The sequence below is a fragment of the Oceanobacillus manasiensis genome (assembly GCF_000724085.1).
GTDB lineage: Bacteria > Bacillota > Bacilli > Bacillales > Amphibacillaceae > Oceanobacillus_B > Oceanobacillus_B manasiensis.
The window spans coordinates 180730-202950 of the sequence record NZ_CCDL010000001.1; the positions used below are offsets into that span (position 1 = coordinate 180730).

The following is a 22221-nucleotide window of genomic DNA, read 5'->3' on the forward strand; positions in this document are numbered from 1 at the left end:
ATGGGAAGTCAAAACTGCCCTAGAGATCCTGTTGAAATCTTAACTGAGGCAGCTCAAGCAGGAATTACTGCCTTCCAATTCCGAGAAAAAGGCACAGGCGCTCTAAGTGGTCTAAGGAAAGTCGTGTTGGGAAAGCAATTACGAGAGATTTGTTATCAACATTCCATTCCTTTCATCGTAAATGATGACATAGAGCTAGCAGAGATTTTAGGTGCTGATGGAATTCATATCGGCCAAGAAGACAGCAATGCTGAAGAAGTACGGAGCCGGTTTCCTAATAAATTGATCGGCTTATCTGTTTCCAATACATTAGAGCTTGAACAGAGCCCTTTATCTGTTGTCGATTATCTTGGAGCAGGACCTGTTTTTGCCACAGGGACAAAAAATGATGCCAAGGAGCCTGTTGGTACTCAATGGATAGCGCAAGTACGAGAACAGCATCCCCACCTACCATTAGTCGGGATTGGCGGCATTACCACCGACTCATCTAGCAACGTGATACAAGCAGGAGCAGATGGAGTAGCAGTCATATCTGCCATCACACACGCAACAAACATCCAAGATGCGGTGGAAAATTTGTAAAGTAGTAAGAAGCTGATAGAGCAAAAGAAAATCATTTAAACTACAGTCGGCCAAACCGGATTATTCTACAAAAAATCGGGTTTGGCCGGCTAGTTGCTCTATACCACTTTATTTCCTTCTGTCTGCATAGATACCCATTGCATCCCGCATAAATAACGCTAGGCCCTCACCAAATTGATCAATGTTTTTTGTAAAACGCTGATCATCTACATACATTTGTCCGAGCCCTTTAAATGCATCAAGCGAATAAGATCCCATATCGTTTAAAAAATAGAACCACTCTTCAATTTTTTCTTGTGCAGTCTCCGAACCAGGATCCAAGTGACGAACCTCTGCCAGTCCAGCATAAATGGCATTAAACTTTTCTTCAAACTTCTTTTTCTCGCCTTTCGACATATTGTTTAGCTTCGCATTTGATTGGTCTACCGCTTCATCTCCCCAACGCTTGCGAGCTTTTTCCTCATATGGATTCTTACTAAAATCGAAACCTTCAAATTTTTCTTCTGCACTCATTCTTCTCTCTCCTTTTTTATACTCGATTGTTTTATCGATTGTTCTCACCATTTTGTCTATGCTAGCTCTTTTTTCTAACAGCATTTTACGGTGTAGCGCTAGTGCCTCCTCCTGATTAAAAGAAGGACTTGCGAGAATCTCCTTTATTTTCTTCAATGGAAAATCCAGTTCTCTAAAAAATAAAATTTGCTGTAGTCTTTCGAGGTCTTTTTCGGAATAAATTCGATAACCAGCATCTGTCATCTCTTCAGGATTAAGTAATCCTATCGCATCATAGTGATGCAGTGTACGCACACTTATTCCTACTAAAGAAGCCACTTCCTTTACTTTCAACAACGATTTCCCTCCTTCCATAACTCTACAATAAAGTATAACGTAACGTTATGGTCAAGAAGAAAAATTACTTTTATACAACAAATTTATTTTCTTATCGTTAAGTTCGCACGAATGCCTAAACAGACACAAACAAACCAATTCAATCGCCCAATTTTGCTAATCGAATCGCAAAATAGACGATAAACCATATAGTATAGGGAGTACTTTTTAGGAGGTAACAAAATGACTTATTATAATCAACCACCATACGATGAAGAAGAAGAAAGACAATTAAACATACCGGGACAGATTCTTGGAGGATTATTCGGCGGTCCTGGCGGCGGGTTTCCTGGCCAAGGTGGATTCCCTGGTTCTGGAGGCGGATTTCCTGGCCAAGGCGGGTTCCCCGGTTCTGGAGGCGGATTTCCTGGCCAAGGCGGTTTCCCTGGTTCTGGAGGTGGATTCCCCGGACAGCCTGGCGGAGGACCAGGACAGTCTGGAGGGCCACCTTCAACTCCGCCACCATCTTTCCAGCCGGTTCAACCACAAGCACAATTGTTTGCCGTTGACCCTGGAGCAATCCGTAGCTGTCTATTCCGTTTCACCTTTGTTTGGTTGCGTTGGCAATCATTCTGGTTCTTCCCTACATTTGTAGGAAGAAACTCTATAGCCGGTTTTAGATGGACTGGTAATAGATGGGTCTATTTCGGAACAGATTTGGATAATGTTCAATCGTTCCAATGTTACTAAGGGTATAAAGGGCTAGTGCACACCCTTCTTACAGGTTTCCATCATAGGATAACTCGAAGGGAGGGATACATGGTGTATCAATTAGCTTTACTCTATTTAGCTTGTGTTCTTGCTGGCTTCGGGCTCGCTAATTTACCATCTTCCGCTATCGTTACAGCAGAAATTGCCAATATCTTTAACCTTATTGGGAGCATTGCGATAATTGTATTCGGGGGAGCTATACTTTATCTTGGCTTTAAATCTCTTTTCAATAAAAGGTAGTAAAACAAAGACACCGCCGAATCCGGCGGTGTCTTTACACCTATTGTCTCCATCACCTTAGCAATGTGAACTATTTATTCATTTTTTTACTCATTTCCCTTTGCCACATAAGTCCTTGTTCAAAAGCCATTTTCCTAGCTATTTTGGGAGCGTTCCATAATGGCGGAAGCAGGAGTAATGAGACTGGTACTGCTGTTATCACAATCGAGTTTTGGATAGATGAAATACTGTCCTCTCCTATGGAAAGAATTACTGCTGTTGTAAGCCCAAAGATAACCGCCCAAAATACGCGTAACCATCTTTTTGGCATATCATTTCCCGTAAGTGTAGCTGCCACCGTATAAGACATGGTGTCTACCGTGGTCGCAACAAAGACAACCGATACAATCAGGAACCCTAGTCCTATCCATGTACCTATTGGTAGTTGATCCGTTATAGCCATAACAGCCGCTGGCATACCACCTTCACTTAACGCACCAGAAATTGATCCCGGATGTTCTGTTTCATAGAATATCCCTGTTCCACCAACAATCGAAAACCAGAAATTATTTACGATTGGTGCAACAATGGATACCGCAATAATTAATTCTCTAATTGTTCTTCCTCGCGAAATTCGACTGATAAAAACAATTAACATTGGAGCATAACCAATGAACCATCCCCAGAAAAATATTGTCCAGGCACCCAACCATTCATGGTCACCTCGGAACATACTCATCGTAAAGAAATTTTGGATATGATGGCCTGTTCCTCCAACAAAACCGTCTAATATAAACATAGTCGGGCCAATAATTAAAACAACAATTGCTAAAAATATGGTAAAGCCGACATTGTAACGGCTCAATGTTAAAATCCCTCTATCTACACCAGTCGCAGCTGAAATGGCAGCAATTATTGCTAAACCTATCACAACGGTGATGCTTACAGATAGGGTGTTAGGAACATTAAATAGATGATGTAACCCGTAGGAAATTTGCAATCCAAGAAATCCTAATGGACCGAGTGTCCCAGCAACCGTAGCTATAATAGAAAAGATATCAGCAGAGGAACCAATAACGCTTTTATGATAAATTTTCTCTCCGAAGATAGGGTATAGTAACCCTCTGGGACGTAATGGAAATCCTCTATTGTAATGAACGTACATCATTACTATGGTTGCAAGTGTACCTAGAATAGCCCAGGCAGTAAATCCCCAATGCATAAAGGATTGCGCTAATGCAGCATTAATATTATTAAACTCCCCTCCACCGAATAACGGAGGTGTTGTCATATAATGATACATTGGCTCAGAAGCAGCCCAGAATACCCCTCCACTTGCCAATAGGGTTACCAAAATCATTGCTACCCAGCGAAAATAACTGTACTTTGGTTTATCCTGTTTACCCAATCTAACTCTTCCGTACTTAGATATCGCTAGACCTAACCCTACAAGAAAGTTCCCTAACAGCAACAGCTGCCAATAGGCACCAAAGAATGTTGCAGAGTAGTTAAAAAGGTTGTTGATTGCGTTACCAACCATATCACTGTTAATTAATGAAAGTACGATAAATGCAGTTAGAAAACCACCACTGACTATAAACACTGGCCAGTCTAACTTTTTTGGTTTACGTTTCACGCTTTTCCTCCTAATTTTTTAGGAGCAAGTGTCTAAAATTGGTTGTTAGCTTTGTCATTTAAGACCGTTGGATGGAAGTTGATTATTAAAAACAACATAATAATCCTTTGACGAAATACCATCAGCTTGCCCTTTTTTATAACACAGCTCAATATTATAGTCTAAATTTGCTGATTGGTCAAAAAATTACTGTCTGTTAGCTAGTATATTTAACACTAATTTTCACTTATAAATAGAATTATATACACGATAAGGAAGCCGTATTTTTATATTATAAGTTTAATCTTTGACGATCTCTTCTACTGTCTCTTCCACTTCGTTTCTAGACATTTTTTCTTTTCCATCCTGCATCGCTTTCAATGTCTTTTTTGCCAGCGCCAACGGGATCTTACAGAAATGAAGGATATGCCGTGTTTGGATGGATTTAATATAAGTATCGGCCTTCTCTAAGTTGCCCTTTGCATATGCAAACAAGTCCGCTCTGTTCCAACCATCCGGGATAAAGGTTACGCCTCGTTCCGCATCCTCTTCTTGGTTACGTAGCATGTTAACTGCCTGAAGGCCTCTTCCATAACCAATTGCCAATTCTCTATCTGTAATCGTACCATCGTACCATTCCCATATATCAGATAGCATAACCCCAACTAGACCGGCAACATAATATGTATAATCATCCAAGTCCTCTTCTGTAGTTACCACCCAATCGCGTTCAGCCCAATCTGCCATCCCTTTTGCCATAATACCGGTGGATTCCAGGACTTTATCGACGATGCCTGCTGGACACACTTCAACCCAATCGCCTAATCTCAACGTTACCTCTGGCAAGATTGATTGGTAAGGGGTTAACAGCTCATTGTAGGCTTGTTGGTTAAATTTATTACGTAATAGTGAACTAATGGCATCCAGTAATACTTTTTTTGTGCTGTTATCAAGTAATTCATGATCTTCTATTTCATCAATGGCACGCATACACAAATAAGCGGAACCGACCGTAATTTTTAATGGTTGTTTTAAAAGTGTGATAGGTATGTAAAATGTTCTACTCGTTTGTTTTAATACGCGCATGGCGTCTTTCTCTAAACTTGTTTTTTTACTCAATGGTTACTTCCTCCCTTTACTACCTTGAGGTATATTTAGTATAACAACCCTCAGATGCTAACGCCACTTTCCACAATGGTAAAAAAAGAAAAGCAAATAAAAAAAGCGTTGAAGTCTGATTAATAACGGATTAAATGCTTCCATATTTTCACTCGTATATTATTCCCTTTTTCTAGAATGATATAAAATGAAACTTCAATTGGTGTTAACCAAATGTTAGTTGAACGTATCGGACTTTTATAAAGTGAAACTTCAATCAGTGGGGGTTTTCATTCTTTCCCCACTGATTGTTAGTTGAACGAATCGGGGTGTTAGCGTCCGTTTACTCCCACTAAAAACTAACTGTTTCTATTCATGTTTTGAGTGGGAGTATTACGGACGGTTGCTCCGGGAGAAATAAGCCAAGTTAGAGAGATTACCAATTGAGATGGAGGGAATTATATGGAATCACATGAAGAGGAAATAGTGAATTACTTTGATCAATCTATCCTGGAATTTAAAGAGGGAACAAGTCGCTTTGAGGAAAAATTCCCTAAAATGACGAAAGGGTATTTCGAATTCACAGAAGCATGCTTTGAAAAAGGAGCTATAGCAAAAAAAGAGAAGCAGTTAATTGCGCTCGGCATCAGCATTTACGCACAGGATGAATACTGCATAATGTACCATACAAAAGGATGCGTGGAACATGGCGTCTCAGAGGAAGAATTTATGGAGGCAGTAGGGGTAAGTGCAGCATTAGGTGGCGGAGCTGCATTTGCACAGGGTGTTACATTAGCAATGGACACGTTTGATTATTTCACCCAAAAGTAGAGAAGAGCTGTCAAAAGGTGGAACGACCTTTGGCAGCTCTATTTAGCGTATGTTCTATTGGCATTATACACACAATATTGGTTTTTCCCCTTCTCTTTGGAAGCGTATAATGCTATATCCGCTTTTTTATATAATGTTTCAATGTCGATTCCATCATGTGGCGTCATACTTATGCCCATACTAGCAGTCAGAGAAATACCGCTTTCACTTTTCACGGATTGAAATAAATTGGTTATTGATCGTAGCAGCTTTTCCGCAACGTTGCTAGCCTCTTCCACATTGGTATTAGGCAAAACAATGATAAATTCATCGCCTCCCATGCGAACAGCAGTGTCTCCCTTACGACAATTCCGCTCTATACAAGCCGCTAGCTCAATTAATAGCTCATCCCCTTTGTCATGCCCCAAAACGTCATTCACTTTTTTAAAATGATCTAAATCTATCATGATCAAGGCAGTTTCCTGCTGATCCTTTATTTTTCTCTCCATAATTTCTTCAAAAGCAGTGCGATTTTTCAACCCAGTCAACTGATCGTGAAAAGCCATATACATTGGCCTTGCCACCCATTTAGAAATAAGTATAGCAAGAATAATGGTCACCACAAATACGATCGCTAGCTGCCAAAGGAAGATTGTTCGTGTCCTATCCAATATTGCACCTAATCCATCATGATTATAGCTAATCTCGACTACCCGATTAGTGGAAATACCCTGTGTATTATCTGCGGAATAATAAAGGTACCGGTACAGTGCTGGATTTCCGTCCACTTCTTCAGCCTCTGCGGAACTTTTCGAACGAATGGATCGATTAAATGCATCCTGTCTCTCATCTGTAAGGTAATTTTCCTCTGTAGGCTCCCCTAGTTTAAAACCATCTACATTTAATATATTGATTTCGTTAATCAACTCATACTTATTCTCTAATTCCTTTATTACATTAAGAAAATTAAACTCATTAAATATACGTTTATCAGCTAAGGAATAACCCAATTCAATGATATACTTCTTGTCTGGTGTCGGCATATAACTGAACTTTTTAATTTCCCCTGTTTTTTGTTGAACGTCCAACCCATCCACAGTAAATTCGCCAGCCTGTCTTCGCTCGTCTAATAAACTAGAAAAATCACTACAGCATTCAGCGAAGTCTAGCCCTTGATCTTCTGTAAAACTAGTATGTATGATGACATTTTGATCGTTGATAATGTAGACATCCATTCCTATTTCTTCTTTTATGTTAGCAAAATTCCAATTCTCGAAAGAAGGATCAGAATTATAGCGTTCCATCAACTCTTCTGTTCGTTCTTTCATTTCCTCTGTCGTATCCTGATCAAAAATGGTATACGCTTTATCTATAGTACTTAGAGAATCGACCACAATATTCTCTGTCTGTTGAATTTGCACCTGGTTATTGGCGATTGCTTCTTCCCTCAGCTTTATGTAATCGATAATTGCAATACTGAAGGAAATAATCAGCGCAAAGGTAATCATGGTTACAAATAGTTTTAATCGGAATCTCGCTCTCACGCCTCCACCTCTCTCATGAAAATATTATGCTAATTTTACTAAAAATTCAACTATGCATAGGAAATAGTACCCAATAACTTTACATGCTAATCCTTTTTCTTCCATAATTATCATTTAACACCTTTAAACTTATAAACGTAACTCTCGTTATGGGGATCCTTGTGGCCTTTCTCCCTGTGGTTTTCCTATAGAAAATCTATTAAAAAACCCTAAACTGTCTCATAACGAGCAATTCAGGGTTCTTTCCTTTTATTTAATTCCCATTGCGAAACACAAGCCTAATAAACATCCTCCCAATATCTAGCATTGCACGTTCATCTATATCAAATTTCGGGTGATGGTGTGGGTAAACAGCATTAAGCTCGGGATTTCCTCCCCCTACTGTGAAATAAACACCAGGGATTTCTTTCTGATAGAAGGAAAAATCTTCACTTCCCATCATAGGTGTATGGTGAATAGGATTAGAATCGTCAAATGTTTCTACCGCGATTGCTTCTACTTTTTCTGCTAAATCTGGGTCATTCCATATAGAAGGGCAGTCTTTCACATACTCAAATTCAAAGGTAGTTCCTGCTCCTTCACATGTTGATTTTGTCATTTGTTTCATAGCCTGTTCAATAATAGACCGAGCCTCTTCATCATAAGTTCTTACAGTTCCTTTTATTACTGCAGTATCCGGGATAACATTTGTTGCTTCCCCACTTACAAAAGAACCTACTGTTAGAGCCGCAGCCTGCTGCGGATTAACCCGTCTGCTAACAATTTGTTGTAGGTTTACGACAAGCTGACTCCCGGTAACAAGTGGATCTATTGCTAAATGGGGCTCAGACCCATGCCCCCCTTTTCCATGAATCACAATCTTAAAATCATCTTGCGCAGAAGAAGCAAATCCCTCTTTTACGTTAAATGTTCCAAGTGGGTCTGTTGACATTACATGTGCGCCATAAATTACATCAACACCATCTAGGCAGCCATCTTCTATCATAGGTTTAGCTCCCCCAGGGGTCGCCTCCTCAGCAAACTGGTGAATAAATACGACATTTCCTGGAATTTCTTCCCTCACCGTACTTAATACGTTTGCCACACCTAACAGTGCTGCAGTATGGAGATCGTGCCCACACGCATGCATAGCACCAGGTACTGTAGATTTGTATGTAACATCCTTTTCATCCTGAATTGGAAGGGCATCAAAGTCTGCACGTAGCGCAATGGTCTTGCCAGGTTTTCCGCCTTTTAGTGTCCCAACTACTCCTCTTCCGCCGACCTCTGTTCTTACGTCAATATCTAACGCGCTTAAATAAGCGGCTATCTTTTTTGGTGTATTTACTTCTTGGTGTGAAATTTCGGGATGCATGTGAAGATCCCTTCTAAATGCTACTAATTCTGGATATAATTCGTGCAGTATACGTTCAAGATTCTCGATCATTTAATAACCTCCATGTTCCTAGAAATAGTTAAGGGCTCCCACAGATGGAAGCCCACTCTTTTTAGACGCCTCTTACCAGATAAATAGATGTGCAATGGTTACAAATATAGCTCCTAGTGCATATTGAATGAGGATTAATGGCCAAATCCATTTAATCCATTTCACATAGGAAATGCGTGCAATGGCCAAAGCTGCCATTAACACTCCAGCTGTTGGGGCAAAAATGTTGGAAATCCCATCACCAAACTGGAATGCCAGTACAGCCGTTTGACGATCCACCCCAAGCAAATCTCCAAGAGGTGTCATAATAGGCATGCTCAATGCGGCCTGGCCGCTACCTGAGGGAACGATAAAATTCAATACACTTTGTGTGAAATACATTCCTATGGCAGATAAGCTTGATGGTAATCCAGACACAACATTGGAAACAGCATAAAGGATCGTATCAATTGTATTTGTATCCTGCAAGACAACTAATATAGCATAGGCAAACCCAACAACCAATGCCCCTAGCACTAACTCCTCGCAGCCCTTTACAAAGGATTCTGCAATTTTGTTGACCTTCATCCTTGCTACGATTCCAATTAATACACCCATAAGTAGGAATAAACCTGCTATTTCCGTAATGTACCAGTGCTGTAACGTTACACCAAGCGCCAGCCCTACAAGGGTTATGATCAAGATAGCTAAAATAGCTATCTGCCTTTTAGATAGTGTTGGCTGGTCAAGCGTGTTCGTTTGCTTTTCGCGTTTTCGATCTTCTTCATAAACAATACTTTTCATTGGGTCGTTTTTAACCTTACGGGCATAAACCATTACATATGTAATATTTACTCCAAGATACACAAGCCAAAAAATAAATCTGACTCCCATGCCAGAGAATGTCGGTAATTCTGCAATCCCTTGAGCAACTCCGACGGTAAATGGATTCATAAACGCAGCAGTAAACCCAGAGTAAACTCCTACAAGGATAACAGCAGTACCTACCATCGAATCAAATCCCATCATGAGAGCAACGGGAACCATGATTAGTATAAACGGAATGGCTTCTTCCGCCATGCCAAATGTAGCACCACCAACAGAGAAGAATAGCATAACAACAGGTATGATCCATAGCTCCTTACCTGCCATTTTTCTAGATAATGAGCCAAATGCACTCTCTAGCGTATTGGTTGCACGTAAGATACCAAAAGCTCCGCCAACAAGAAAGATGAAAAAGATGATCTCTGAGGCTTGCACCATTCCTGTATGAATACTTTGGAAGATTTCTAGAAATCCAATAGGACTTGCTTCGGCACTATTATACGTTCCATCAACGACAACCGTTCTGCCATCTGCATTGGTTTCTCTCTCGAATTCTCCAGCAGGAATGAAATACGTAATTACCGATACAAGCACAACAAAACCAAATAAAATAATAAATACATGGGGAAATTGAAACTTTTTTTTCTCAGAAGTTGTTAATTCGTTGGACATTTTGTTAAAGCTCCCTTTTTTTATTCATTTCATTTATAGGGAGAGTGCAAGGAGATAAGTAAAAAAGTACATAAAAAAACAATGATAGAAAATAACCTACCATTGCCACTACAATTAATATACGTTATCCTCCATTTCGATCAGTAGTTCTCCATGCACAATCCTTTAGCATGACAGTATGTTCCCTATTCAAAAACATACCAGCAATAATAAGCTTGACTCTTATTACGCTTCGGCCAACAACCCTTTCATCAATACTCAACGGTGTCATACTCCTATTGATTACTCATGTTGCTCGCGCCTCTACCTCACCGATCTGATAAGGTCATCTATGAAATTAATTAAATATTACTAGATTTCAATTGATTTTACAAGTGAGAATCTTTTTACTTTGGAAGTAAAAGAGATTGATATACCATGAAGGTGAACAGATACAGCAAGGAGTGAGTATCATGCAAAATCTCATACGTAGACTTACTAAAGAAGACTTTCATCACGCCGAAGCAATGGACACAGGAATAGAAGATGACTATGTTCTTCGTATATTTAATAGATTAATAGATGGGAGCAACACGCTATTCGGATTATTTAATCAGGATCAGTTAGTTAGCATTGCTGGTTACTCGATATATGCAGGTCATTATGCGATGCTTGGGCGGTTGCGAAGTGATGTGCGTTACAGAGGAAGAGATTTTTCTACAATCTTGATGAAGCATTTGATTTCAGAAGTTTTTAAAGATCAAGAAATAAAATGGATTGGTGCCAATACACAAGAAGACAACATTGCAGGAAGAAGGGTTCTTGAGAAAGCCGGTCTTCATCCACATATTACAATTCACGGGGCAACCACAAAAAATCTTTCTAGGCTTGAATCTGGAGCACAGCCATGGAATAAAGTACATAAGCTTGAAAGAAAAAGAGAGTTAATCGAAATGGGGTACCTCAAGGGCCCTTCGATATTCCCCTATCAATGTTACTATCCCTTCCCGGCATCATGGGAGCTATTTACAGATGAAAACTTGCTTGAGTGGTCCTTCTATGAAAATGAAATGCAAGATCGCTTCCTTATTACAAAGGAAGATCAAAAGAAATGGCACTATCTCCATGTTATTTACCCATGGGAAGATTTACACCAGCAGGAAGGCTTGTGGGAGACCATTACCCATGGATATAAACAATTAACTAAGAAGACAGGCGAAGACACCTATGTTTGGATGGACTTAACAAAACAAGAAGTAGCCAACCTACCTAGCAATCATCCCTTTACCCTTCCCTCTCCATGGATATTGTTTGGTACACGTATAACATAAAAGCTAAGAATTTTTCTACTTAAATTGAACAACCTTAAGTCAAGGTCATGACCATCTGGAGGCGAAAGAAGTAACTAATTATTAGTGCTTACGACTAGTCTTCAGATTTTCCCATTTTAAAAAACGCAAAGCTATGGGATAAATTTAAACCATCACTTTTTCTTTTTTCGAAATAGGACAACACTTGTAATTCCTATTAATAACCCCACAGCTCCTCCACCTTCTAGATTCCCCAATAGCAAGCCGATGCCTGATCCTAGTAACAAACATGTGATAAATGTTAAACCTACACTCGCTTCACTCACTTCCTACACCTCCACTTTTTTCTCTGTAATGTAGTGTATTAACTAACCTTTTGTTTGGTTAATTCTAGGTCCACAGCACTAGAAAGTAATCAGTTTATGTAAGCGCTTTACAGTATATTCGGAAAATTCCTTATTGCTATACTTCTTTATCCATGTTTAAATATCTAGTAACCAAAAAAATCGAAGAGGTGATTGTGTGGGAGAGCAAGTTTCTGTCAGTCTACTTGGTTTAGGGGTAGTTGGCTCAGGTGTAGTAAAGCTCATAGAAGAACATCAAGAAGAACTAGCACATCGTTTAGGTTGTAACGTACATGTAAAAAGTATTTTAGTACGGGATATTGAAAAAGTGCGTAATGTATCGATTGAACAGACCCTTCTCACCACAGATCCAAATGACATATTACAGGACCCGGAAGTTGACGTTATAGTGGAAGTTATGGGAGGGATCGAGGAATCCTTCCAGCATATTTTGGATGCATTCTCCGCTAAAAAACATGTGGTTACTGCAAATAAAGATCTTGTAGCTTTACATGGTCCAGAGCTACAACAAGCTGCCGATAAAAATCATTGTGACTTTTATTATGAGGCAAGTGTTGCCGGCGGAATCCCTATTTTGAGGGGAATTACGGATGGTCTTTCTTCCGATCGCATTCAACAAGTAATGGGGATTGTAAATGGTACGACAAATTATATATTAACTAAAATGAATAATGAAGGTGTGTCATATGAAGACGCCTTAAAAGAAGCACAGAATCTCGGCTTCGCTGAGGCAGATCCAACCGCTGACGTGGAAGGCCTAGATGCAGCAAGAAAAATGGCGATTCTTGGTCGACTAGCTTTTTCAACTGACATTGAATTATCAGAGGTAGAGGTGGCTGGGATTAAAAATCTCGACCTTGAAGATTTGAAATACGGAGAACGATTAGGTTATACCATGAAGCTCATTGGCTTTGCGAGCTGTCAGGATGGTCAAGTGGAAGTAAATGTCCAACCTACCTTGCTATCTAAAAGCCATCCACTTGCTGATGTGAAGAATGAATACAATGCGGTTTACGTTTATGGCGAGGCAGTTGGCGAAACAATGTTTTACGGACCTGGTGCTGGTAGCTTACCTACTGCCACTGCTGTAGTATCCGATCTTGTCACCATTATCAAAAATATGAAACTGGGAGTGAGCGGTCACAGCACCGTTAAACCACGGTTTAAAAAAGAGCTTAAGACAGCAGATAAACGACTTGGACAATATTATGTCCGTTTACAAGTAAAAGATGAAGTGGGTGCCTTTTCTACTATCTCTTCTCTTTTCAATTCGTTCCACATTAGTTTTAAGCGAATCTTACAGACCCCGGTTAAAAAGCATGAAGTTGCAGAGATCATTTTAGTAACACACCAAACATCGTTAGAAACATTTAATAATTCGTTACAAGATTTAAAGAAATTAGATGTAGTTCTTGAAGTTAAGAGCTATTACAAAGTTGAAGGAGATGTTGAGCGTGAATTGGCAGGGGCTGCTAAAACAATATAAGGATCATTTACCCGTAACCGTCGATACACCAGAAATCACTCTAGGGGAAGGAAACACTCCTTTAATCCATTTTAGACATTTATCCGAACAGCTAGAAATTGAATTATATGGAAAAATAGAAGGCGCAAATCCAACTGGCTCTTTTAAGGACAGAGGAATGGTGATGGCCGTTGCTAAAGCGGTAGAAGAAGGAAGTGATGCTATTGTGTGCGCTTCTACAGGTAATACCTCTGCTTCTGCAGCAGCGTATGCAGCGAAAGCAGGGATCCGCGCCATTATTGTTATCCCTAAAGGCAAAGTAGCTATGGGGAAACTCGCGCAGGCTATTATGTACGGAGCAGAGATTGTGGAGATTGACGGGAATTTTGACGAAGCCCTTGCAATGGTGAGGGAAATTAGTGAGAAAGCAGATGTAACCCTTGTGAACTCAGTTAACCCCTACCGACTGGAAGGCCAGAAGACAGCTGCGTTTGAAGTATGTGAGCAATTGAATGCTGCCCCTGATATTCTTGCTATCCCTGTTGGAAATGCCGGCAACATTAGCGCATACTGGAAAGGTTTTAAGGAGTATAACAAAAAAAGGGAGAGCGGACTCCCTCAAATGTTTGGGTTTGAAGCTGCAGGAGCAGCCGCTATCGTAAAGGACCAGATTATCGCGAACCCGGAAACAATTGCTACTGCAATTCGAATCGGCAATCCCGCAAGCTGGAAACTTGCGGTTACAGCACGTGATGAGTCTAACGGTTTAATAGAGTCTGTCACCGATGAGGAAATTACAAACGCATTTAAGCTCCTGGCTCAACAAGAGGGAATCTTTGCAGAGCCAGGCTCCTGTGCTTCTATAGCTGGTGTGATTCAGCAATGTAAGCAAGGTGTCATTCCCAAAGGAAGCAAGGTAGTCACAGTACTAACAGGAAATGGCCTAAAGGATCCACAGACAGCCATTGAACAAATGGAAATACAACCTGTTGCCCTGCCAAATGATGCAGAGTCTCTCCTCCGTTATATTGGAAGCACGGTGATAGTATGACTGCTTTTCAGATTAGCGTTCCAGCTAGTTCCGCAAACCTGGGACCGGCTTTTGATTCAGCAGGCATTGCGCTAAATCTTTATTTGATACTAGAAGTAGAAGAGCAAAGGAATTGGGAATTTATCCACGCTTCCGACCTGCTACCTACTATTACAACCTATGAAGAGCATTATATATACCAAATCGCCAAGCAAACTGCGGATCGATTTGGCGTGGTACTCTCACCTTGCAGGGTGACAGTCACAAGTGAGATTCCATTAGCTCGCGGCCTCGGAAGTAGTGCCGCAGCTGTAATTGCTGGGATTGAACTAGCTAATCAACTGTGTGATTTAAAGCTAACAAATGCCGATATATTAAAGTTTGGAACAGAACTTGAAGGCCACCCAGATAATATAGCTGCTTCCTTATTAGGAGGGTTGATCATTTCTACCCTACAAGAGGACGTACATTATGTACAACTCCCGCTTTCAGAGCTTGAGGCTGTTCTGAGCATCCCTCCCTTTGAGTTAATGACAGAAGACGCTAGGAACGTATTGCCAGCAACGTTCACCAGAAACCAGGCATCCATGGCTAGCAGTCTTAGCAATGTGCTTATCGCTGCATTAGCCACTGGAGATTTTACAGTAGCGGGAGAAATGATGGAAAAGGATCTGTTTCACGAGCCATATCGAGCCGGTTTACTACCGCATTATAAGCAAATAAAACAAGAAGCAAAGTTGGCTGGAAGCTACGGGACCGTGATTAGCGGAGCCGGACCAACCATGATCTCCTTCACCCAAAAAGGAACTGGCACTACATTAGCTAAACACTTGCAAAAGTTACTATCTGACTTTCAAGTGAAAGTAGCCGAGATCGATCAACAGGGAATGCAAACAAAAACGCTGAGACCCGCTACAGATTAACTGTAGCGAGGCTTAGCGTTTTTTCTTTAGATTATCCCATAAGCTCTGTCATTAGGGCTTTTTGAGCGTGAAGTCTGTTTTCCGCTTGTTCAAAAACAACGGATTGTTCTCCATCAATTACTGCTGACTCGACTTCTTCCCCTCTATGTGCTGGTAGACAATGCATAAAGGTAGCATCAGGCTTTGCTAAGGCGAATAGTTCAGCTGTAACCTGGTAATGCTGGAAAGCTTCTATCCTTTGTTTCTGTTCCTCTTCCTGTCCCATACTTGCCCACACATCTGTATAAACAACATCTGCATTCCGGACAGCCTCATTTGGAAGTGTTTCGAATATAATCTTACCACCAGAAATAGATGCATGCTGTTTCGCTTTTGTTACTATCGCTTCTGAAGGGGCATACCCAACAGGTGCACAAACGGTAAGGTTCATACCCATCAATCCCGCCCCTATCATAAGGGAATTGGCCATATTATTCCCATCGCCAATGTATGTAATGTTTATCCCATTTAGTGCTCCTTTTTGCTCTTTTATTGTTAACAAATCTGCAAGGACCTGACATGGATGATAGAGATCTGTTAGGCCATTTATAACAGGAATACTGGCATTTGCTGCAAGTTCTTCTACCATCTCCTGGGAATAAGTCCGAATCATTATGCCATCAAGATATCCAGATAACACCTTAGCAGTATCGGCAATCGGCTCTCCTCTTCCAATTTGTAAATCTTTTGTACTTAAAAAAATTCCATTTCCGCCAAGCTGATAGATTCCTGCCTCAAAAGAGACCCTTGTTCTAGTAGAAGCTTTTTCAAAAATCATACCGAGTGTCTTTCCTTTCAGTGTGTGCTCCTCCTCTCCAGCCTTCCTTTTAGCCTTGAGTTGTTCTGCCAAATCAAGTAAAGAAAGGATCTCTTCCTTCTTAAAATTCTCTAATGTTAGAAAATCACGGCCAGCGAGAGACTTTAAGCTATTCGGAGCTTCCTTTAATTGTATTGTCATCATCCATTTCCACCCTTCGGAATGTATATGAATTATTATGCATTATTTAGAATAAATATACAATATTTTTGCACATTTATTTATAAAAAAATCGCTCTGCTAAATTTGTTAGCAAAGCGATATATGTTAATTCACCTGGATAAAAAGTACCTTTAAGTAATTTCCTTGTTGGAATTTACGATCCACCTGAAAATCAGCGGGTAGGTGATACTCTTCCAAGATTTTGTAGCCAGTATTCATTTGTTTAAAAGCTTTTTCAACAAAGCCCTTGAATTTCTTCATTCCAAAGCTTGCATTGTTTGTTGACGCCACAATAATGCCATTTTTCTCTGTAATGGATATCGTATCCATTAGTAGTTTTGGATAATCCTTTGACGTACTGAACGTGCGCTTTTTTGATCTTGCAAAGCTTGGAGGATCAAGCACCACCATATCAAATTTTAATTGGTGACGTTTCGCGTACTGGAAATAATCAAACACGTCCATAACACGGATATCATGCTGGTCAAAATCGATTCCATTTATGCTGAATTGCTCAATTGTTTTTGCTTTTGATCGTTTAGCAAGGTCCACACTCGTTGTCTTATCTGCTCCACCAAGAGCCGCAGCAATTGAAAAGGCACCTGTATAAGAAAACGTATTAAGTACATGCTTGCCCTTTGCGTACTTATCCCGAATGGCTTTTCTTACGTCACGCTGGTCTAGGAAAATCCCCACCATCGCTCCATCATTTAAATAGACGGCATACCGCATGCCATTTTCCTTAATGATAAGTGGAAATTCTCCACGTTCACCTTTGACGAAGTCATCATCTTCCATATATTTACCCTTCGTGTCAAAGCGTTTCTTTTCATAAATCGCTTTATAATCACCAAGCTCGTCCAATACTTGTATAACCAGTTCTTTAAACGTATAAATCCCATCACTATACCAATTGATCAGGTAGTAGCCATCAAAATAATCGATTGTTAGACCACCAATTCCATCCCCTTCACCGTTAAAGAGACGAAATGCAGTCGTCTCTTCATCCTGATAAAAACCTTGGCGCTTATTAATCGCCTTGAGAATTTTTTGTTGGAAGAAAGAAAAATCAATCGGTTCATCTTGCTTGGTTGTTAAAACCCAACCAATCCCTTTATTTTGTCGGCCATAATAACCTCTTCCAAGAAAGTTGTGTGTAGAGTCAACCAAATCAATAATGGCTCCCTCTTCTTTCAATACGTGTTCATTTGTTATTGCTTCCTTACTAATTAATGGTACACCCTTACGAAAATCCTGTATAAAAGGTTCTTTAACTTTTATTTCAATAGTATTTTGCATCTTTTCATCCTTAACTCTTTTTTCTTATTATCGCATGTGGTTTGGAAAAGCGAAAGGAATGATATATTGTCCCTACCGTCTCATTATTCCCACTACTCCCTGTAGAAAATTCATACTCTTGCAAAACAATGGCATAAGATGTGGTATGATAGGATTTATTACCCCTAAATAACTTGTTAAAGGAGTCATTCATGAGAACAAAATCACTTGTAAATTTTAATGAAATGACGAGAAACACTCTTCCCCACTATTATGATTATGCCTACCCGCTCAACAAAGCACAGCAAGTCCTGAAAGAGAAGCTAGGAGAAGACCTGTCCTTGTACGAAACAGAAGAAGGACTGGACGAATTAGATGAAGCGATCGATATGATGCTGCAACAAAAAGATCCGGCAATTGAAAAACTAGGTTCGATCTATGATACGGTAGCAGTTTCTACCATTTCCTATAACGAGACTGAACAATACCGAATCAAACCTTCTTTAAATAATCATATTTTTTACTTCCCTACTTTTCATGTAGCAAGTATGAAAATACCAATCTACCAAAGTCATATGGAATTCGAACGTTCATTTATATTTGCACGAAGTGACCAGGACCTCGTTCTTTTTCTGGAATATATAATGAAACAACAGCGAGAAAACATGACAGAAGGCATTACGGTTTTGACAGATACCGAAGACGGTCTAGTTCGGTCTAAAGAAAAGTTAACCAACCAGATCTCCAGAGAAAACATCCTATTAGATGATCATGTTAAGACAGATATCTTCCGTTCCATTGATGAGTTTTTCGTGGAAGGCGGGGGGTTTTATAAGGAATACAACATTCCGTACAAACGGGGCATTTTACTGTATGGAAGCCCGGGTAATGGGAAAACAACGCTCGTTAAGTCGATTGCCGGCAGTGTATCAGCACCTGTGGTCTATTGGCAAATCACTGAATATACCTCAAGCTATTCGATAAGCGAGGTTTTCGCTACTGCAACCAAGATGGCACCACTTGTTTTAATTATTGAGGACATTGATTCCATGCCAGAAGAGTCGCGCTCGGTGTTTCTAAACACCCTTGATGGCGCGACTTCAAAGGAAGGCATTTTCCTTATTGGCACAACAAACTATCCAGAGAAGATTGATCCAGCACTTATCAACCGAGCTGGAAGATTTGACCGAGCTTATGAAATCAGCCGGGAGAACCATTGCGCGACACCTATTTACGCAGTAAAGGACTGGAACGATTCCTTGACGAAACTGCTATTTCACGGTTAACAAAGCAAACAAAAGGCTTATCCATCGCACAGCTAAACGAGCTCTATATGTCGATCGCATTAAAGTGGCATTATGAACAACAGGTAGATGCAGAAGAAATTGTGAAAGAATTACAAGAAAATCACCGCAAAACGATGAAACAGGAATGGGAAATGGGCGAGTATGCTGGAAAACTAGGTTTTTAGCTAGAACAGCAAACTTTTAAGTAAAAAAGGCCGAGCGACCATATGATTTTATAAGCGTTCGTATGGTCGCTGTGGTTTTAAATTCCCCTCTTTCGGTTTCACTTCTCCCTTGTTTGGTGTCACTTTCACGGCTTCTGGTTTCACTTCTCCCCTATTTGGTGTCACTCTAACTTGCCAGGGCAATCTAGCCCACCCAATTTATTCGTTCACATATTCTATATAAGAGTCTGGATCTAGGTCGAGTGTCTTCTCTTCCCCTACACGAATTAATATGACATTTTCTCCATGGATAATGGTCGATCCATTTTCATCTCCCATAAACGTTCTTCCTGTAAATTGATTAAAGGTAAATGGATCTCTAAGCATATTTAACTCAACTTCCTGATACCCATTTTCACCTGGGTTTAGAATATTTACAACACCATCGGATAACGTTACATCTGGCGGATGGATATATCCACTCATATCCTCTCCGTTCATATATAGGGGGGTCTCATAATAAATGACTTCAATTTCATCTCCCAACCCCGCAACTTTTTCCACAAAGATAGAAGCCATTAATTCTTCACTAGGACTTGAGGTAATCTGCAATACTTTCTCCGAATAGGTGAATTCCCAATCCTTGCGAATGTACTCCGCATCAATTCCCTCAGTATTCCCAGAATACATATGATCATAAAGAGATATAAAATCCCTTCTCTCTCCTTCACCACTTGCCGAGTGCTCTTCAAAAGGATCCAATATTGCAAGTACTATGCCACAAGCGATTAATACCGCTCCATATAAAGGTAACAGCCACCTTTCCTTTCGTCGTAAAGCAGGAAATTGTTTACTACTAAACTTTATTAATAAAACAACCCCGCCAATTATAATGGCCAGCAATAAAATAGGAAAAAGTACAATGTCAAAGTTTATCATTTCCTAACCTCCTGACGATTGGAAACGAGAATATTAGCTAAAAACAATAGAAAAACGGTCCCAATAATTTTCACAGCAAAGAGCCCAAAAGCTGTCTCTCGAAAATAAAATTCATACAATGATACGAAGCCTGGTTCATTAAAGTCATAGATAAAAAGAAATCCAAGCAACCCCACAGGAACGATAATGATTAACATACGATGCAGCTGCACTACATTTCCAATAAAATAACCAATGGTTCCAATAAATAAAACATACAAAATTGTAGCTGCCGTTCCACTTAACCACTCACCTGTCGTTAGAGGCAATGCTTCTGTCAAGAAGGTATTCCCCCGTAAATATTGAATCATTTGAATCAAATACTGTGAAAAAACTGCAGTTAGTCCTGCAACCGTACTTGCAGAAAGCAAGAAGGCCATATTAGCTAAATTGCTACTAAGTCTGTTCGTAATAAATAGATAATCATCGTTTCGATAAGATTTGGTTGTAATTAAAATAGAGGTAAAGAATACCCATACGAGGGTTAGCCCTATGACCCCATCTGTAGAATAATAATTCATCCATAAGGAAACATTCCCCATACTTGTGCCATGCATGCCCGTTCCGCCCCAAGTAAACACAATAGCAAGGAGCTGTAAAGCCACCATGGAATTAAACACACCAGCAAAGGCCTTCCATTTAAATAAATACTGCTCACCAACCAATCTACCAAGTGACATCTTATTTAAAGACATCGTCAATCCCCCCTGTCGTCTGGTTTGTCAGATAGACACAGACATCACTTGCTGATACGGTGGTGACTTGCATACCTAATCGTTTCGCTTTCTCTATGTCTATTTCTTCGTTTTTCACAACGGCATAACAGGTATTTGCCCCAACATCTTCTGTATATAATACCTGCTTATTTGTTACCCATTGTCTTACTAGTTCGCTCCGACCTGTTAACCCTATTGCATAGTTGCGTATTACATCAATCGGTTCGTGAAGCAATGCTTTGCCATTTTTTATCACAAGTATGTCTTCTAATACTTCCTCTAGTTCCTCCAAGTGATGACTGGAAATAATCATTGTTCGTGGGTGTGCAAGATAATCCTTAAGAAGAGCTCTATTGAAGTCTTTTCTTACGGAGGCATCCATGCCTGTTGTCGGTTCATCAAATAAGGTGATTTCACAGCGTGCAGCCAACCCAAAAATCATATTGAAGGTGCTCGCTTTTCCCTTTGAAAGATGGGTATGTAATTGGTTTGGGTTAAAGGAAAAGTATTTGAATAATCGTTCTGCTAATTGACTGTCCCAATTGCCGTAGAAACGTTTTCCCGTTTGCAATATTTCCGATAAAGTAAGAGCATTAGGAAAATCCATTTCATCATTAATGTAGGCGACGTTAGCAGAAACGGTAAGGCTATTAAATGGATTTACTTTTAGCACCTCAACATGTCCAGTTGTAGGTTTCCAAAGACCTGCAAGAATTTTTAGCAAGGTTGTTTTACCAGCGCCATTTCTCCCAATAAGTCCTGTAATGGTGTTCTTCTTTATTTGGATATTCAATTCATTTAAAGCATACACACTGCCCTGTTTCTTTGTAAGCCTATCGCACTCCACCATATTCATTACGCTTCCCCCTCTATCTTTTCCAAACTGTCCCGAAGCATTTTCTGCAATTCTTCTTCGTCTACCTTTAACCGGGCTGCCTCTAGAGCCACATCATCCAACAAGCCTTTTAACGTATGGTTTTTTCGTTTATCTAGTATCAACTGTCTCGCTTCCGGTGTAACAAACTTTCCTAATCCGCGTTTGCTGTATAAGATTCCTTCATCTGACAAGAGTGTTAACCCTTTTGCCGCTGTTGCCGGATTAATGGTGAATATTTCTGCAAGCTTGTATTGTGAATAAACCTTGTTATTTGTTTGAAAATTACCATTAAGTATCTCTGTTTCAATCCATTCGGCAATTTGAACATAGATAGGCTTTGTGGTATCTGAAAGTAAATGCAAACCAGCAACCTCCTTCAACTAACTCAGTGCATTAGTCGTGTAATGTAGTATATAATTATTTAAAGAAAAAAACAAGCGCAAATTGATTGATTTTCAAAAAT

General features: G+C 40.0%; 24 protein-coding genes and 1 riboswitch. Of the genes, 10 read left to right on the forward strand and 14 right to left on the reverse strand.

Going from position 1 to position 22221, the window contains the following annotated elements; genetic code table 11:
* Positions 1-582, forward strand: a complete 582-nt coding sequence (thiE, locus tag BN985_RS01010; RefSeq protein ID WP_042222811.1) for a thiamine phosphate synthase — start codon at positions 1-3, stop codon at positions 580-582.
* A 108-nt stretch (positions 583-690) separates the two neighbouring features.
* Here thiE and BN985_RS01015 read toward each other — a convergent pair whose 3' ends face one another.
* Positions 691-1428, reverse strand: coding sequence for a MerR family transcriptional regulator (locus BN985_RS01015; RefSeq protein WP_232225564.1), 738 nt, complete (start codon positions 1426-1428; stop codon positions 691-693).
* 225 nt (positions 1429-1653) lie between these two features.
* Here BN985_RS01015 and BN985_RS01020 point away from each other — a divergent pair, with 225 nt between their 5' ends.
* Entirely contained in the window at positions 1654-2160 is a 507-nt protein-coding gene (locus tag BN985_RS01020; protein WP_042220570.1) for a hypothetical protein, read from the forward strand.
* A gap of 69 nt (positions 2161-2229) precedes the next feature.
* Complete coding sequence (locus BN985_RS01025) at positions 2230-2421, forward strand: hypothetical protein (RefSeq protein ID WP_232225511.1); 192 nt, start codon at positions 2230-2232, stop codon at positions 2419-2421.
* A 70-nt stretch (positions 2422-2491) separates the two neighbouring features.
* Here the strand turns inward: BN985_RS01025 and BN985_RS01030 are convergent, their stop codons facing one another.
* Both BN985_RS01030 and BN985_RS01035 read right to left on the reverse strand, forming a co-directional pair.
* A complete protein-coding gene (locus BN985_RS01030; RefSeq protein WP_042220571.1) occupies positions 2492-4036 on the reverse strand; it encodes a BCCT family transporter in 1545 nt (514 codons plus the stop codon).
* A 279-nt stretch (positions 4037-4315) separates the two neighbouring features.
* A complete protein-coding gene (locus tag BN985_RS01035) occupies positions 4316-5134 on the reverse strand; it encodes a squalene/phytoene synthase family protein (protein ID WP_042220572.1) in 819 nt (272 codons plus the stop codon).
* Positions 5135-5575: 441 nt separating this feature from the next.
* Between BN985_RS01035 and BN985_RS01040 the strand changes: the two genes are divergently transcribed.
* Positions 5576-5944, forward strand: a complete 369-nt coding sequence (locus BN985_RS01040) for a carboxymuconolactone decarboxylase family protein (protein ID WP_042220573.1) — start codon at positions 5576-5578, stop codon at positions 5942-5944.
* A gap of 38 nt (positions 5945-5982) precedes the next feature.
* On the opposite strand, the gene BN985_RS01045 is transcribed toward BN985_RS01040, so the two are convergent.
* From BN985_RS01045 to BN985_RS01055, 3 genes are all read right to left on the reverse strand, one after another.
* Positions 5983-7467, reverse strand: a complete 1485-nt coding sequence (locus BN985_RS01045; protein ID WP_042220574.1) for a GGDEF domain-containing protein — start codon at positions 7465-7467, stop codon at positions 5983-5985.
* A 253-nt stretch (positions 7468-7720) separates the two neighbouring features.
* Positions 7721-8893, reverse strand: a complete 1173-nt coding sequence (locus BN985_RS01050) for a M20 metallopeptidase family protein (protein ID WP_042220575.1) — start codon at positions 8891-8893, stop codon at positions 7721-7723.
* Between the two features lie 72 nt (positions 8894-8965).
* The gene (locus tag BN985_RS01055) at positions 8966-10369 is read right to left on the reverse strand and encodes a YfcC family protein (RefSeq protein WP_042220577.1); all 1404 of its coding nucleotides are present in this window, start codon (positions 10367-10369) and stop codon (positions 8966-8968) included.
* Between the two features lie 136 nt (positions 10370-10505).
* A riboswitch (Lysine riboswitch) is annotated at positions 10506-10683 on the reverse strand.
* Between the two features lie 138 nt (positions 10684-10821).
* Between BN985_RS01055 and BN985_RS01060 the strand changes: the two genes are divergently transcribed.
* Positions 10822-11679 carry a GNAT family N-acetyltransferase gene (locus BN985_RS01060; RefSeq protein WP_042220578.1) on the forward strand — a complete coding sequence of 286 codons (858 nt, stop codon included), beginning with the start codon at positions 10822-10824 and terminating at the stop codon, positions 11677-11679.
* A gap of 152 nt (positions 11680-11831) precedes the next feature.
* Here the strand turns inward: BN985_RS01060 and BN985_RS18880 are convergent, their stop codons facing one another.
* Positions 11832-11984, reverse strand: coding sequence for a hypothetical protein (locus BN985_RS18880; RefSeq protein WP_156960051.1), 153 nt, complete (start codon positions 11982-11984; stop codon positions 11832-11834).
* 196 nt (positions 11985-12180) lie between these two features.
* On the opposite strand from BN985_RS18880, the gene BN985_RS01065 reads away from it, so the two are divergent.
* Genes BN985_RS01065 through thrB form a run of 3 tightly spaced genes read left to right on the forward strand, consistent with a single transcriptional unit; the run spans position 12181 to position 15441 of the window.
* Positions 12181-13509 carry a homoserine dehydrogenase gene (locus BN985_RS01065; protein WP_042220579.1) on the forward strand — a complete coding sequence of 443 codons (1329 nt, stop codon included), beginning with the start codon at positions 12181-12183 and terminating at the stop codon, positions 13507-13509.
* On the forward strand, positions 13478-14539 hold the full coding sequence (thrC, locus tag BN985_RS01070) for a threonine synthase (protein WP_042220580.1): 1062 nt from the start codon (positions 13478-13480) through the stop codon (positions 14537-14539). Before BN985_RS01065 ends, thrC begins: the two co-directional genes overlap by 32 nt.
* A complete protein-coding gene (thrB, locus tag BN985_RS01075; RefSeq protein ID WP_042220581.1) occupies positions 14536-15441 on the forward strand; it encodes a homoserine kinase in 906 nt (301 codons plus the stop codon). The genes thrC and thrB overlap by 4 nt, the downstream gene beginning before the upstream one ends.
* A 31-nt stretch (positions 15442-15472) precedes the next feature.
* On the opposite strand, the gene argF is transcribed toward thrB, so the two are convergent.
* Complete coding sequence (gene argF, locus BN985_RS01080; RefSeq protein ID WP_042222813.1) at positions 15473-16438, reverse strand: ornithine carbamoyltransferase; 966 nt, start codon at positions 16436-16438, stop codon at positions 15473-15475.
* Positions 16439-16564: 126 nt separating this feature from the next.
* On the reverse strand, positions 16565-17758 hold the full coding sequence (locus tag BN985_RS01085; RefSeq protein ID WP_042220583.1) for a class I SAM-dependent rRNA methyltransferase: 1194 nt from the start codon (positions 17756-17758) through the stop codon (positions 16565-16567).
* A gap of 191 nt (positions 17759-17949) precedes the next feature.
* Between BN985_RS01085 and BN985_RS01090 the strand changes: the two genes are divergently transcribed.
* Positions 17950-19023, forward strand: a complete 1074-nt coding sequence (locus tag BN985_RS01090) for an ATP-binding protein (protein WP_052360575.1) — start codon at positions 17950-17952, stop codon at positions 19021-19023.
* Positions 18954-19208 carry a hypothetical protein gene (locus BN985_RS19295; RefSeq protein ID WP_232225512.1) on the forward strand — a complete coding sequence of 85 codons (255 nt, stop codon included), beginning with the start codon at positions 18954-18956 and terminating at the stop codon, positions 19206-19208. Before BN985_RS01090 ends, BN985_RS19295 begins: the two co-directional genes overlap by 70 nt.
* Positions 19209-19256: 48 nt before the next feature.
* Here BN985_RS19295 and BN985_RS19435 read toward each other — a convergent pair whose 3' ends face one another.
* The 5 genes from BN985_RS19435 to BN985_RS01110 are packed head-to-tail and all read right to left on the reverse strand — an operon-like array spanning position 19257 to position 22120.
* On the reverse strand, positions 19257-19391 hold the full coding sequence (locus BN985_RS19435; protein ID WP_269635249.1) for a hypothetical protein: 135 nt from the start codon (positions 19389-19391) through the stop codon (positions 19257-19259).
* Between the two features lie 15 nt (positions 19392-19406).
* Positions 19407-20126 carry a hypothetical protein gene (locus tag BN985_RS01095; RefSeq protein WP_042220584.1) on the reverse strand — a complete coding sequence of 240 codons (720 nt, stop codon included), beginning with the start codon at positions 20124-20126 and terminating at the stop codon, positions 19407-19409.
* Entirely contained in the window at positions 20123-20860 is a 738-nt protein-coding gene (locus BN985_RS01100) for a hypothetical protein (RefSeq protein ID WP_042220585.1), read from the reverse strand. The genes BN985_RS01095 and BN985_RS01100 overlap by 4 nt, the downstream gene beginning before the upstream one ends.
* Positions 20847-21737 carry an ATP-binding cassette domain-containing protein gene (locus BN985_RS01105; RefSeq protein ID WP_042220586.1) on the reverse strand — a complete coding sequence of 297 codons (891 nt, stop codon included), beginning with the start codon at positions 21735-21737 and terminating at the stop codon, positions 20847-20849. Before BN985_RS01105 ends, BN985_RS01100 begins: the two co-directional genes overlap by 14 nt.
* On the reverse strand, positions 21737-22120 hold the full coding sequence (locus BN985_RS01110; RefSeq protein ID WP_042220587.1) for a GntR family transcriptional regulator: 384 nt from the start codon (positions 22118-22120) through the stop codon (positions 21737-21739). Before BN985_RS01110 ends, BN985_RS01105 begins: the two co-directional genes overlap by 1 nt.
* Between the last annotated feature and the right edge of the window lie 101 nt (positions 22121-22221).